Below are 14928 nucleotides of genomic sequence, written 5' to 3' on the forward strand. Positions count from 1 at the left end.
CCAGAGCTAAACGATCAATTTACCGAATCGCCATCAAGCACCGCACCCAATCCCGAAGCCCGCACCACTCTCTGCCCCACGCTATCGCTGAACACGCTGGCGTCACCGGTTATCAAACTGAACCAGTTCCTTGCCCGGGTAATGCCGGTGTAAATAAGTTCTCGTGTGAGCACCGGGCTTACGCGGTCCGGCAGTATCAGGCAGGTGTGGTTGAACTCCGAACCCTGGGATTTGTGTACGGTCATGGCGTACACGGTTTCCAGCTGTTGGAGCCGGCTGGGTGAAATCCAGCGGATGTCGCCGCTGCCGTCGCTGGTGGGAAAGGCCACGCGCAACACTGTCTGTGTTTGTTCGCCATCGCTTTGCGGATCTGTATCCGTGCCAGTGACCATGTTCGAGGCAACACTGAAGGTTATTCCCACGTCCCCGTTCATCAGCCCCAGGTTGTAATCGTTACCGGTAACCAGCACCGGCCGCCCGGCGTACCAGCCCTCGGCTCGAGGAATCAGCCGTTGCGCCAGCAGGTGATGGGCGATCAAGTCGTTCAGCCCTTCCACGCCCCAGGGCCCTCGGCGCAGGGCGCAGAGTATTTGAAAATCACTGAAAGCTTGCAATACCGATTTGGCCAGTTGGTCCCACTGCCCGGTTGTGCTGTTGCTGTCCAGATTGTGATCCTGCATCAGTGTTAAGTAGCGGCGGTAACCCACCGGTGGAGGAAGAGGCTGGCCGTTGCCATCAATTCGTCCTTCCCCGTTACTATTGAACGCCTGCTGGCTACCACTGACCGCATGGCCACAGATCAGCGCCTGGGTGCTCTCCAGGGATGGTTTTTTGCTGCGGCCATTCAGCCACACTACGTCCTCAAAGGTTGCGTCGCGGGCCTGCTGCAGGGTGTCGGCGCTCAGCGTGTTGGTGTTAACCGCTTCGGCGAGGTGGCGAATGCCGCTGCCTTCGGCAAATCGATAACTCTTGCGCAGCATGGCCACCGCCTGGTCCAGAGGCTGGCCGTTTGAATCCTGCAAGAACGCTGGAATGTCGGTGTCGGTGATGGTTTTCAGCCACTGCACAGTCGCTGGTAGATAGTGCCCGTCAGGCGCGCGCTGGCACAGTTCACCCAGCACCGCACCGGCGTCTACCGAGGCTAGTTGGTCTTTGTCACCTAACAGAATGAGCTGGGCGTTTGCCGGCAGTGCATCGAACACCGACGCCATCATATCCAGATCTACCATGGAGGCTTCGTCAATCACCAGAATATCCACCAACAGGGGGTTATCGCGGTTGTGGCGGAATTTGCGAGTGTCCGGACGGCTGCCAAGCAGCCGGTGCAGGGTGGTTACCTTGGTGGGTATATCCGCCAATGCGACCTGCCCCGGTAACTGTGCCAAGGGCAGCCGGCTGACAGCGCCGCCGATGGATTCGTTCAGTCGCGCCGCGGCTTTGCCTGTCGGCGCGGCCAGGCGAATGCGGTACTTTTTACCTTTCTTCCCATCCCGCCCTTCCCGCTCTGGTGACTCGCCTGCGACTGACTGCAAGGCCGCAAGCAGGTTGACCACCGTGGTGGTTTTGCCGGTGCCGGGGCCGCCGGTAATCACTGCAAAGCGGTTGCGGGCCGCCAAGGCACAGGCCAGCTTTTGGTAATCGACAGAGCTTTGGGGATTTTGCGAGTTTAAAGCGCTTTGAGAATTTTGAGAGCTTTGAGAATTTAAAGGGCCCTGCGGTTTAAACAGCACGTCCAGCGCCTGGCTCAAAGTGGCCGCCGCGGGCGATAGCGGGTCAGCCAGAGGGGACGGCTGCGCCAGGCGCTGTTGAATGCCGGCAGCAATGTACTGTTCGTAGCGCCAGAAGCGACGTAGGTACAGCCGGGTTCCACTCAGCACCAGCGGCGTGGTGTGCGAGCCATCACTGACTGCTAACGCATCGTTCAGTGCGGCAAGGCACTCCGGCACGGACACCTGTGCCAACAGGTCACTTGGCCGGGTTTGGCCAGGGTCGGTGTTTATCGGATCTGCGAAAAGCTCTTTATCAGAGCTGGCCCGGTTTGCCTTGTTCTGGCTGCTGGCGGCCGTTGCCTCTTCCGGCGGCAGTGACAATGTGGTTGCGGCATCGGCCATCAGAGTTGCAAGGTCCACGCACACGTGGCCGCGGCCCACTTGATGGGAGACCAGTGCGGCGAGGAGTAAAACCAGGGGTGCCGGTGCTTTACCCTGTTCGTCTGATAAATCCCGGATCAGCTGCGCAAAGCGAACGTCTAGCGGGCGTATCCAGCCGGCTTGTTGCCATGCGCCCAGCTGTTCTAGCAGAGCATCGGTGTGCTGTAGGGCAAGCGTGTTATCACGGAAGCTGGCGGCAACAGGTGTCGTCTCGTCCAGATCAAAGGCAAACTGGTTGTCGAAATTCCGGGTTTTGCTCATGCTGCTGCCTCCGCGGCCGTGGCTTTGCCATCAAACATGGCATCCAGTTGCTCCATCAATGCTTTCGGTGGCTTGTCGCAAAACGCCCCGGCTCCCGGCGCATGGATGCCGCGCAAAAACAGATAGACCGCACCGCCCACGTGTTGATCGTAATCGTAATCTGGCAGACGGGCTTTCAGCAGCCGGTGCAGGGCCAGCAGATAAAGTACGTATTGCAGGTCATAGCGTTTTTCCAAGATGGCTTCGCCCATGGCCTGGTTGGTGTAGGCGCTGTCGCTGTCACCCAGCACATTGGATTTATAGTCCAGCACGTAATACTGCCCGTTGTGTTCAAACACCAGATCAATAAAACCTTTCAGCATGCCATTGAAACGCCCGCCTTCCACTCGTGGGCGGTCAGCGCCATTGAGGGTATGTTGGGTAACCAGCTTGTCCAGTGCGCGGGTGCTGACGTTGCGGCTTTCAAACCAAAACTCCAGTTCCGGGCGCAGCGTTTTCAGGCTGGCCAGGCTGGTGCTGTCGCCGCTTTCACGGCTTTCACGACTATAGCCCAGCGGAAGCGGTTGGCGGATCAGCGCGAGTATCCAATGCTCCAGGGTGTCTACCCAATCGCTCCAGCCCCGTGTACTGCAGCGGCGGGTGAGCTGCTCTCGCAGCAGCGTCGGATTGTCCACAAGGTGTTGCAGGCCCTGCTGCACGCACCATTCCAGAATATCGTGCAGGAAGGTGCCGGGGCCTGCGCCCTTGGGAAAATAGTGCAGGCTGTGGCTGAGCAGAATGGCAGCGTCTTCTTCATCGCTGGTGTGCGTGCCTTCTTCGAGCAGGTTCTGGGTTTCAGCGTCTTCGAACTCGCTGGCAAACACAATGCCGGTGCCAGACAGGCCGCTGTATTCCAGGGATGAGTAGCTGGCAATCCACCAGTCTTCGCGAGCCTCGCGGGTAGACACCAATGCCGGCCCCAGGGCTGCGGGCGCGGGTTCTGAAAAACGTTCATCGGTGGCTTCCGGTAAGGATTCCACGTAGAGCTCGCCGTGGTCAGCGGCTAGTTGTTGCAGGGCGTTACCCAGCGATTGTTTGGCGGCAGGGTTACCGCTGAGCAGATACCCCAAACCGCTAAGCTGCCAGTTTTCAATTTCGGTTACGCCTACCCAGGTGGCAAACCGGGCGCGAGTCAAGGCGACGTAGAGTTTGCGGATGTCTTCGCCCAGGCGCTCTTTGTCCGCTTGTTCGACGTCATTGGGTGTGGGGTCGAACACGGTGATCAGCTGGTCGTTATCGTCGTGATAACGCACAAACGCCTGTTTTTCGTTTTCCGCGCGGTAGGCGGTGCCAAAGGGCAAAAATACCAGCGGGTATTCCAGGCCTTTGGATTTGTGAACGGTGATCACTTTTACCAGCCCGGCGTCGCTTTCCAGGCGCAGGGTGCGGTGTTCGTCTTCGTCGTCGGCGGCCCGCAGAATGGCGGTGAAGTGGTGCACCAGCGCGTGTTCGCCGTCCAGCTGCAGGCTGTCTTGTTGCAGCAGTTCGGCAATGTGCAGAATGTCGGTTAGCCGGCGCTCGCCGCCGACGCGCTGAAGCAGCCGGCCGGGTATATTAAAATCCATCAGAAAACTGCGCAGCATGGGCAGCACGCCTTGGCTTTGCCATTGCTGCTGGTAGCCCATAAAGCGCTCGATTTCGCGCTCCAAGGCCATCTCGTTGGTCAATAGCTGGTCAAGATAGGCCCAAGGCAAACCCAAGGTTGGTGTGGCCAGGGCTGCGCGTGCATAGGCCAGCTGGCGGGGTTCGGCAAACGCTTTTAGCCAGCACAGCACTTCTTTTGACTCTTGAGACGTCAATACCGAATCCCGGTCGGACAGGTACACGCTCTTTATTCCCCGCTGCCCTAGCGCATTTCGTACCGCTGCGGCTTCGTTACGGTTGTTCACCAGAATAGCGATGTCTTTGGGTTCTACCGGCTCGATGTCATTCAGATCGGTTTCCAGCGCAAAACCGGCCAAACTTTGCTGGCCTAACGTCAGCAGGCGCGCAATTTCACTGGCGCAGGTGCCGGCCACATCAAGGGTGGCGTTGCCTTTTGCCAGGCCCTTGCGATTGCCGCTTTTGTCGGTGTTTTCGCTTTCACTGGCCCATAGCGTCAAGCTGGGTTGCAGCTCGCCGTTGATGGCCCAAAGGCGCTTGGTGCCGTGGGCCTCGACAGCCTGAAATGGCAGCGCGGAGGCATCGCCTTTGCCGAACAGAAAGGCGCCTTCGGGGCTGTGTTGGTCGCCATACTCGAACACTCGGTTCACCGCCGCCACCATAGGCCGGGACGAGCGGAAGTTGCGGCCCAGTGTCCAGGTGCGGTCGTAGGCGCCGGTACGGGCGTCCAAATACGTGTAAATGTCGGCGCCGCGGAAGCCGTAAATGGCCTGTTTTGGGTCGCCGATCATCAGTAGGCAGGTATCCGGATGATTCTCTGCTACCCGGTAAATGCGGTCGAAGATTCGGTACTGAACCGGATCGGTGTCCTGAAACTCGTCTATTAGCGCGACCGGGAACTGGCGGCGAATGGTGGCCGCCAGTTGGTCACCACGGGGACCGTGTAAAGCGTCGTACAGCCGGGTGAGCAGGTCATCAAAACCCATTTCCGAGCGTTTCTGTTTTTCCGATTCCAACCGCGCCGCAATCCAATGGGTAGAGTGGCGAAGAATATCGGCCTCGGCGCTGGGCAGGTTTTCGCTGAAGGCGATCAGTTCTGCGATAACGTCAAAAGCCTGGTGATGTGGCACATCGCCATCGCCTTTGAGTTTTGTCGCAAGCACTTCTGGTGTCTGGTTCTGAAAGCCGGCTTTCTCCAGCCCGGCCGGGTAGAGTTCATCGGAGTTTACCCAATCTAGTAATGTGTCCCAGGCCGTAGTCATCGGTTTCATACTGCCGCCGTGCAGGCGTTTGCTTTTGTTCAGTGCCAGCAGCACGTCGGTTACTTCGGGCTTCCAGTCTGCCCAGGGGTGGGCTTTCAGTGTTTTTGACTGATTTTTGCGCTGGTGTGTTGTTGCCTCAATCAGCTGTTCTACATCGCCGCTAGCCGCGTCGAGGGAATCAACGGCCAAGAGCAAGTTGCGCACCGCCTTTTGCAGATGGTCCGGGGTTTTCCAGTGGTCGATAACCTCGTCCATCAGCTCCGCTGATAACGGATAGATAAACGTACGCCAGTAATCCCGCACCACTTCGTCCATCAGGCTGCTTTGGTCGGTTTCCAGGGTAAGCCGGAACAGGCTGCCGCTGTCGAATGCGTGTTCGCTGAGCATTCGGTTGCACCAGGCGTGAATGGTGGACACCGCGGCTTCGTCCATCCACTCTGCTGCCAATAGCAGTTTTTTGCGGCAGTCCGGCCAGGTGGCCGGGTCTGGATAGCTGTCATCCCGCAGCTGGTGAATCAGCGCGGTTTCTGCCGTGGACGGTGTGCTGTCGGCGACATTGGAAAACACCTCGGCGGCCTGGGTCAGGCGAATGCGAATGCGATCCCGCAGCTCTTTGGTGGCAGCGTCGGTAAAGGTCACCACCAGCAGGTTTGGCGGTACCAGGCCTGCGGCCAGGGCGCCGCCCTCCGGCTGACCGTGGCCCAGTACCAGGCGCACGTACAAAATGGCAATGGTGAAGGTTTTGCCGGTGCCTGCGCTGGCTTCAATCAGAGTGCTGCCGTTCAGGGGTAGCGCCAATGGGTCAAGATTGGGGTTTGGCTTCGCCATTAAGGGCGCTATAAAAGGTGTAGTAGCTGTCATACCTTGTCCTCAAACTGACCGGCGGCGGATTTGTCTTGCTCGGCTTCCCACAGGGGCACGTAGAGCTCGTGCAACAGGGCTTCAAATTCGCCGCTTTCCAGCAACAATTCAGCGCTTTCAAACGCGCCGCGCAAATAGCCGGTGTCGCGCTCCAGCGCGGTGGTGTAGGCCTGTTCGGCGTCGCTAATGGCGCGTTCGTGCTCACCGAGAAACTTTTTGCTTTGGTAAAAGCTGTAAATCCAGGCAAAACCGGCTTCGCAGTGCACCGGCAGCGCGCGGGTGCTGCCGTCCATCCAGCGCGCCAGTATCGCATCCAGGTGCTTGCGTGCTGTTTCTTTGGGCAGAGGCGCAAAGCGCACATTACGCTTTTCTTCTTTGCCCAGAATCAGGGTTTCAAAGGGCTGCGCTGCCATTTGCCCGGCCAGGTGAATGACCCAGTCGCGCATCAGATTGGCGTAGCGAATTTTTTTGGTATTGCCGCTGCCAGTGAGCAGGCTGGAGCCGGCGATGACCACCCGGCAGAGCTTGCCCTCTGAATTGCGGCGCAGATGGTCAATCAGATCCAGCACTTCAATCGAGCCGATGCTGTTGACCAGGCGATATTCAAACGGCAGCGGTTCGCCAACTTCCTCGGGCCATTCGGCCAGCGCGCTTTGATAACGTTCGAATAAATTTGGCAGCCGGCCAGACAGCTCGTTGCGCAGCCGGTGCTCGGTGATGCCCATGCCAAGGTCGCCGCGCCGGGCCATGCGGTCCAGAGTGGTTTCCAGATGTTGTTCCAGATCTTCTTCGTTGCTGGCTTTTAGCACGCTCTGTTCAATCAGTTCGGTGTCCAGGCGCCAGCGGTCGAGGCCGTTCAAATCAAAGTTTTCGGTGTCGGTGTCGTCGGCTTCCACGTCTTCAAAGCGCACTTGCAGGCGGCGCTGGTAAAACGTGTCTATCGGTTTTTTCAAAAAGCCGGACAGATCATTCAGGGTGATAGGTTCTTCCGGCTGCTGGTACGCCAGCGCCTGCTGTTGAGCGTCCGTCGAGACGGTGCCGTGGGCACTGCGCCATTCGTGTTCGTAGGTAAACAGGCTGCGGGCGTGTCGGGTTTGGGGAAAATAGTCTCGGCTGAACGGTTGAAGCGGGTGGCAGGTGGTCAGTGCATCCGTTATCACTACATTGGGCTGCCCTGGCAGTTGCCACAAGCCGTTCAAATGATCCTGCAATTGGCCCACCAGCACCGATGGCGGCCGTGGTGAATCGTCGCGAATGCTGCGGCCTACCCAGCTGATGTAAAACTGTTCGCGGGCGGACAGCATGGCTTCCAAAAACAGATAGCGGTCGTCTTCCCGCCGGGAACGGTCGCCTGGCCGGTAGTCTTGCGCCATCAGGTCGAAATCCACCGGTGGCCGCGAGCGTGGGTAATCACCGTCGTTCATGCCCAGCAGGCACACCGTGCGAAACGGTATGGCGCGCATGGGCATCAATGTGGCGAAGTTCACCTTGCCAGCCAAAAAACGCTGGTTCAGGCCGCCTTCATCCAGGCCATCCAGTAGCACGTCTTTTACAATGTTTAATGGTAACAGCTGTTGTTCCAGCCCCGCGGCCAGGGTGTTGTCCAGCCATTGTTCCAGCTGGCGGCGAAAGCGGTTCAGCAGCAACAAGTCATGGCTTTCTACCTTGTGGAAAAACTGTTCCAGCATGGCGGCGAACAGCGCTTCCCACTGTTGCGGTGTGCGGTTTGCCTGCAGGTCTTGCCAGAGGTTCTCCAGTCGGTAGACAAAGTCCCCAAGGCGCCCGGCCAGGCTGGCCTGCAAGCCGCCAATTTCGCCGTAGGGCTGAACGCCGGCCCAGGGTTCGTCGTCGCCCATGCCGTAACCTAAAAGCATGGAACGCAGGCCGGATTGCCAGGTGTTGCGTTCCAGATCGGCGGGCAGCTCCAGGCTTTCCCGGTGGGCACCGTGCAGGCCCCAACGAATATTGGCGCCTTCTACCCAGCGCCGCGCCAAGGGGATTTCTTCTTCGGCAATCTCGAACCGGTCACGAATGCCGGGCACTTCCAACAGGCTGATGATCTCGCTTACGCCAAAGCGGTGGCGCGGCAGCGACATCAGGGTTTCCAGAGCTATCAGCACCGGTTCGTGGTTGCGCTGGCCCTGATCGGAAATGGTGAACGGAATATGGCGCTTGCGCCCGGAGGTATAGCGGCCAAACACGGCCTGAATATGGGGCGCATACACGTTGATGTCTGGCACCATTACCATGATGTCGCGGGGGCGCAGAGTGGCGTCTGCGTTGAACGCGGCCAGCAGCTGGTCGTGCAGTATTTCCACTTCCCGTTGTGGGCTGTGGGCGTCGTGAAACACCATGGAATGGTCGTCTTGCAGATTCAGTTCGCGCTGTTCAGCGCGAATCTCCTGCAACGGGGTCAGATTGTAAATGTCGTTCTGAAGCTGATGCAGTAAGCGGATTACCTGCCCGCTACCATGCTCGAAAAAGATGTCGATTTTCTGATCCGGCGTCTGAAAGCTATGGCGGTACTCGTCGGGGTTGTCGAATTCATCCAGTAGGCGAATGTAATCCCTACCCTGTTTACCCCAGGCGGCCAACAGTGGATTGGCGTGTTGATGCAGCTGGTCAGCATCGTCTATCTGCGACAGCGTAGGGTGGCTGGCACCGCGCTTGCGCTCGGCTTTGAGCAGTTCGCGATCGCTAACAATATCGGCCCAGTAGAACCGCGAGGGATTGTGAACGCAAAGCACCACCTGACTAAAGCGGCTAAGCACGTACAGGGCCTCAAGCGCCTGGCGTGGCAACGACGATACGCCAAACACCACAATGCGTTTTGGTAAGCGGCTCGGATGGGCGGGTGCCGCAACTTGTTGGCCCTGTGTCATAAAACGGGTGTGAATCTGCGAGCGACTGGTGTGTGCTTCGGCGCCGGTGTCTTCCACCAGCTTGCGCCACAGCATTGGCTGCCAGCGGGTATCTTCCTCAATCGGTTTTTCACCATTACGAGTGCTAATCACCACATCCCGGCCCTGCTCCCAGGCCGCCAGCCAATCGGCGCGGAACACCTGGTATTGATCGAAAAGGTCCGCCACTTTTTCTGCCAGTTGAAATGCCCGCAAATCCGTGTCGCTGCCTTCTAAAAAGCGTGCCAGAGGGTTGAACGCCTCATCTGTAAGAACCAGTTCTGGTAACAGCCGGTACAATCGCCACACCAGCCGGCTTTTATCAAAGGGGGATTGCTCTGGTACGTCGCCGTCTGGCAATACAGCGCGGTAGGCCTGCCAGATAAACCGCGCCGGGAATAAAAAATCCATACCGGCGGCAATGCCCAAACCGCCTTCACTGCCATCCTCTGAGCGTTTTTCCGCCAACGCCAGTTTTAACCACTGGGCAATGCCGTTGCTTTGCACCAGAAACGTTTCGCTTTGCAGCGGCGGCAGCGGGTTTTGTTGGCAAATAAACACCACGGCCCGGCGCAGGTCTTCCAGATGGTTGGCGTGAACGGCGTGAAAACCGGGGGTAATATGTGGGTTATCACTGGTGGCATTTGTGGACGGAGCGGCCATGGTCTTCCTTGTCTGGTATGGGGTTCAATCCCGATGCGTCAGCTTAGCGTATGTGACTACAGAAGCGGACAGTCTGAAACCCTGCGCGATGGAAAATCGTCGCAAGGTAAATACCTTACTGAACGGACGATCATGAGCAGAATAGAGTGGGTCAAAAGCGCCGTAAATAAACAGTTGAACGACAGTTACGATCTGCTGGCCATGCGGCTGCTGTTCCCGCCGGAACACGTGGTTGTAAACATACAAAAGGAAATCAAGGATTTGTATGTTTATCCCGAAAGGCTTGAAAACGGTTATTGCGACGAATGGCGCGCCATTGCAACACGCGCTCTGTTCCGTAATGCCTTCGGCGAGCACTGGCGGTCAGATGAAGAAAATCTGCAGCTTTACCTGAAATATCTGCGTAGCCAGGCCATTCCGAAGTGTGTGCACCAGAACGTTGAGTTGTTCCGCATGCTCGGTGAGGCGCTGGCCATTGCCCGTTCAGACAATACCATTGCCTTTCCTGATCGGCGACGACAGGCGCTAATCAACATCATTTGGCCAGAAAAGGCCGGTCGTAAGTAAAACCGTGCTTGCACTTGGGGAGTCCGCATCACCGTTTTACCCGTATTGGTTAAAATATGGTCAATAAAGGGGTTTCAACATGGAGCAGCAACTTACCAACACTATAAAGAGCGTTGTTCTGTTTCTGATAATAAGTGTGGGGTTTGCATTTGTCTGGGCATCCCAGTCTTTTGCCAGCGATAATGACGAAGAAGTCGAAATTCAAGACACTCTCGAAATTCAAGATACGCTCAAGATTCAGGACTCTATCCTGCGCCAGATCGAAGCGTTTGCTAACAACGACGATGAGCAAGCCTGGGCCTATGCATCCGAGGGTATCAAGCGCCGCTTTGGATCGTCACAGGTGTTTGTGGATATGGTGCGCGAGGCCTATCCTGCCGTACACAATGCCACTCAGATTGAGTTCACCGAAAATGTGCCTCACGGTATTTTTCACATTCAGGTCGTAAAGCTCAAAGGCCCCGAGGGCAAATCCTGGGACGCCTACTATCGAATGGTTCAGATAGAAGGTGTGTGGAAAATTGCTGGTGTGCGCCTGCAACCGGCTGATTTAGGCATTTAAACCTTGGGCGGTTGAACTACAGGTGTTTGAAATATTGTAAAGTCTGATCGTATGTCCATAAAGAATCATCACCTGAATGACAGGCCCGCCGCGGCGAATCTTGACAACCCCCTGTACTACCTGGAAAACATGGAAACGGTGGTTGGGTGGGTGGCTCGCCATCACTCCGACCTGCTGTTGGCGCCGGAGAATACCAGGCTAAGCAAGTTCTTTGATTTGGGCCGTCCTGCCCGCGCTTTGTTGACCCGGATGGTGATGCGCAGCGGTGATCTGTTCAGAGTTGATAAACTGAATTACCCGGAGCTGGGCAGCCCTGAATCCGATGCATTGAATGAGCTGATTGCGGCGGACTGGCTGGATACTGCTCCTAGGCTGATGCTGGACGACCTGTTTCGCCTGTTCACGTTGGCCGAACTTCGCCCGGCATTTGCGCCGGTTCTGGCGCAGGCCGGTTTCGCCAAAAACCTGGCCAAAGTACAGATGCGCGAGGTGTTGCAGGGCGTTTTTTCCGATGCGCTGACCGTTGTGGGCTGGTTGGGTGATTCTGGCGCGCCGGTAGTGCGAGTGCAAACAATGGCACTGTTCGACCGCGTTCGTTTGATGTTCTTCGGCAACCTGCGCCAAAGCTGGTCGGATTTTGTGCTGGTGGAGCTGGGCCACCACCGCTATGAGCAAGTGCAATTCACCTCTGAAGCGAGAGCTTTCTCAGAGCGCAGCCAAGTGGACACTTATCTGGCCATGCACCACTGCAGGGAATGTCTGGACGCTGGGATGCCGGCTGCTGAGGTGTGGCCCCAAGTGCCGCAACCTTCCGACAATCCGTGGCTGACCAGTCGCCGCGATCGTCTCTTGTTGGAGTTGGGCCGGCAGGCGGAACGTCAGGGCGAGCGAAAATTGGCTTTGGAAGCACTGGCTGCTAGCGGTCATCGGGAAGCCCGATTGAAACAACTGCGATTGTTGGAGCGAATGAAACGTTTTGACGAAGCCTGGGCTATTGCCGCCAACTGGCAGCAGGCAGAGCTAAGCGACGCCGAGGCCCAGGGCCTGGCGCGGATTCTGAAGCGATTGGCGGCCAAAGTGAAACAGGCCGCTCCGTTGGCACCACAGCCGCCCCCGCTTCACGAGTTCACGTTGAGGCTGCCGCAAACGGGTCGCTCAGTTGAGCGGGTTGTTCGTGACCACCTGTCGAGCCCCGAAGCACCGGTGTTTTATATGGAAAATACCCTGATTAACAGTCTTTTTGGTCTGCTGTGCTGGAACACTATTTTCAAGCCGATACCCGGCGCGTTTTTTCATCCGTTTCACAGTGGCCCGGCGGACCTGCTGCGGGAAACTTTTGTCAGCCGTCGCCAGGCCGCGTTTGATCAGTGCTTTGCGGCGCTTCACGATGGAGGCTATCGCCAGAAAATGCTGGAGACTTACTCCGCCAAGCAGGGCATTACCAACCCCTTTGTGACCTGGCCTGCCCTGAACGACGAGCTGCTAACGCTGGCGCTGGACTGTATTCCAGCGTTGGATTTACACATTCTGTTTGAGCGTATTTTGCTGAATATTCGCGAACATCGCAGTGGTTTCCCCGATCTTGTCCGCTTTTACCCGGGAAACCCGCACACCAGGCCGCGATACGAAATGATTGAAGTGAAGGGCCCTGGCGATCGCCTGCAGGATCACCAGATCCGATGGCTCCAGTTTTTTGGGAGCAAGGGCATCGCCGCCAGCGTGTGTTATCTGCGCTGGGAAACCGGTGAGGCGGCGTTATGAAAGTGGCAGTTCGCACGTTGTGCGAGTTCGCTGCCCGTGAAGGTGATCTGGATTTTCGCTACACCCCGGCGCCCAGCGCCGAAGAGGGCATTGCTGGCCATCAGGCGATTCAGGCCAAGCGTGGCTACGGCTACAAAAGTGAGTACCCGGTCAGCGGCGGATGCCTGGGTCTAGCGCTGTCTGGCCGTGCCGATGTGTATAACCCGCACTCCGGACTGCTGGAAGAAATCAAAACCCACCGTGGCGACGTGTCGCGCATTCGCTCCCATCAGCGCGCGCTACACCGGGCTCAGCTGCGGGCTTACGGTGCTTTACTGTGCCGTCAGGAAAAGCGTAAAACCGTAAAGTTGGCGCTGGTGTACTTCGATATTGGCAACAACCGGGAAACGTCGATCAGCGAAACCGCCCGCGCCGACGAGCTCTGGCAAGAGCTGGAAGTGCTGTGTGATCGCTACCGGCTGTGGGCAGAAAGCGAAGCTCATCACCGGGAGCAGCGGAATATTCGCCTGTCTGGACTGCGCTTTCCGTTTGCGCAGTTTCGCCCGCGCCAACGCCAGCTTGCGGAAACCGTTTACAAAAATACTGTGAAGGGCGGCACCTTGCTGCTGGAAGCGCCAACCGGCCTGGGCAAAACTCTGGGCACTTTGTTCCCTGCACTCATGGCCATGCCGGCGGCGAATCAGGACGTGCTGTGTTACCTCACCTGCCGCAACACCGCCCGCCAGCTGGCGGTAGACGCAGTCGACCGCTTGCGGTCGGCGCAGGAAGCACCGCAAATCTGGCCGTTAAGAACCTTGGAACTGGTGTCTAAAGCCGATGCTTGCGAGTACCCAGACAAAGCCTGCCATGGCGATTCCTGCCCCTTGGCCAAAGGTTTTTTTGACCGCCTGCCAGACGCCCGTGTCGAAGCCGCTCAGGCCGATTCCACATTGACCCAGAAGGCGCTTGCAAAGATCGCCGCCGGCCATAATATTTGCCCCTACTTTCTGGCCCAGGAAATGGCGCGTTGGTGTGATCTGGTGATTGGCGATGTAAACCGGATGTTTGATCAGTCTGCCCTGATGCACGGCCTGACCCGGCAGAACCAGTGGAAAACCGCGGTGTTGGTGGACGAAGCCCACAATCTGGTGGATCGCGGCCGCGGTATGTATTCGGTGCAGCTGGATCAGCAGCGGCTTTTGAAGCTGCGTAAAACCGCGCCGAAGGTCTTGAAACCCCATCTGGACCGCACTGCCCGGGCATGGCAGGGGGTGATTCGTGACCAAGCCGAAGCCGGCACGGCGCCGGTGTTTCTGAGTACTTTGCCCGCGTCGCTGACCGGTAGCCTGCAGGGCCTGGTATCCGGGCTTACGGATTACCTGGCGGATAACGCGCCGGACCTCGCGTTGCAGGAAGTCCTGTTCGAGTCGGTTGCTTTTATGAAGCTGGCGGATTCGTTCGCCGACCATTCCCTGTGTGAATTTCGCCGCGAAGGCCGCGGCCGCGCCAGCCTGACCATTCAGAATCTGGTGCCGGCGGATTTCCTGCGTGACCGGTTTCAAACGGCGTCATCGGTATTGCTGTTTTCCGCGACCTTGAGTCCCGGCGTGTATTACCGGGATTTGCTGGGGTTGCCGGAAGACAGCTGTTTTACCTCCCTGGCCAGCCCGTTCGGCGCTGAACAGCTACAGGTGAACTTTACGCCCAGAATCAGCACCCGCCAGGCCCACCGCGAGTCGTCGGTAACGCCTATTGCCGAGCTGATCGCGCAGCAATATCGCCAGCGCCCAGGCCACTATCTGGCGTTTTTCAGCAGTTTTAAATATCTGAACGAGGTCAATGTGGCGCTGAGCAGCATCGCCGCAGATGTGCCCCAACGTTCACAGCAGCCAGGCATGAGCCCACAGCAACGCAAAGATTTTCTGGCAGGGTTCCGCGCTGAATCCGGCAGTGTGGCTTTTGCGGTTCTGGGGGGCGTGTTCAGTGAAGGTATCGATTTACCGGGGGACCAGCTGATTGGCGCCTTTGTGGCCACCCTGGGTCTGCCGCCCTTTGATGCCTGGCACGACATTTTGAAACAGCGCCTACAACAGCGCTTTGGCGCAGGTTACGACTACACCTATCTGATTCCCGGCCTGCAGAAAGTGGCGCAAGCCGCGGGACGTGTGATTCGAACGCCAGAAGACGAAGGGGTGATCTGGCTGATTGACGACCGATTTTTGCAACCGCAGATTCGCCAATTATTGCCGGGTTGGTGGTTTAACACAGAGGTCGCCAAATAGCGGCGGCCTCTGAGATTGCTAAACAGTTAGGCAGTACTT

The 14928-nt window shown here is 57.7% G+C and carries 7 protein-coding genes; 4 read left to right on the forward strand and 3 right to left on the reverse strand.

Annotated features, from left to right (window positions below):
- Positions 1–14: 14 nt before the first annotated feature.
- The 3 genes from recD to recC are packed head-to-tail and all read right to left on the reverse strand — an operon-like array spanning position 15 to position 9738.
- The gene (gene recD, locus MIH19_RS00050; protein WP_249006962.1) at positions 15–2411 is read right to left on the reverse strand and encodes an exodeoxyribonuclease V subunit alpha; all 2397 of its coding nucleotides are present in this window, start codon (positions 2409–2411) and stop codon (positions 15–17) included.
- Positions 2408–6175: an exodeoxyribonuclease V subunit beta gene (gene recB / locus MIH19_RS00055; RefSeq protein WP_249006963.1), complete on the reverse strand. Its 3768-nt coding sequence runs from the start codon at positions 6173–6175 to the stop codon at positions 2408–2410. The genes recD and recB overlap by 4 nt, the downstream gene beginning before the upstream one ends.
- On the reverse strand, positions 6172–9738 hold the full coding sequence (recC, locus tag MIH19_RS00060; protein ID WP_249006964.1) for an exodeoxyribonuclease V subunit gamma: 3567 nt from the start codon (positions 9736–9738) through the stop codon (positions 6172–6174). The genes recB and recC overlap by 4 nt, the downstream gene beginning before the upstream one ends.
- Here recC and MIH19_RS00065 point away from each other — a divergent pair.
- The 4 genes from MIH19_RS00065 to MIH19_RS00080 all read left to right on the forward strand — a co-directional run bounded on the left by MIH19_RS00065 (position 9697) and on the right by MIH19_RS00080 (position 14889).
- Positions 9697–10305: a hypothetical protein gene (locus tag MIH19_RS00065; RefSeq protein WP_249006965.1), complete on the forward strand. Its 609-nt coding sequence runs from the start codon at positions 9697–9699 to the stop codon at positions 10303–10305. The two genes, recC and MIH19_RS00065, sit on opposite strands and share 42 nt — an antisense overlap.
- Before the next feature lie 79 nt (positions 10306–10384).
- Positions 10385–10867: a DUF4864 domain-containing protein gene (locus MIH19_RS00070; protein WP_249006966.1), complete on the forward strand. Its 483-nt coding sequence runs from the start codon at positions 10385–10387 to the stop codon at positions 10865–10867.
- A gap of 51 nt (positions 10868–10918) precedes the next feature.
- On the forward strand, positions 10919–12628 hold the full coding sequence (locus MIH19_RS00075; protein ID WP_249006967.1) for a VRR-NUC domain-containing protein: 1710 nt from the start codon (positions 10919–10921) through the stop codon (positions 12626–12628).
- Complete coding sequence (locus MIH19_RS00080) at positions 12625–14889, forward strand: ATP-dependent DNA helicase (RefSeq protein ID WP_249006968.1); 2265 nt, start codon at positions 12625–12627, stop codon at positions 14887–14889. The genes MIH19_RS00075 and MIH19_RS00080 overlap by 4 nt, the downstream gene beginning before the upstream one ends.
- Positions 14890–14928 lie beyond the last annotated feature (39 nt).

It is taken from the genome of Marinobacter sp. M1C, assembly GCF_023314135.1.
GTDB lineage: Bacteria > Pseudomonadota > Gammaproteobacteria > Pseudomonadales > Oleiphilaceae > Marinobacter.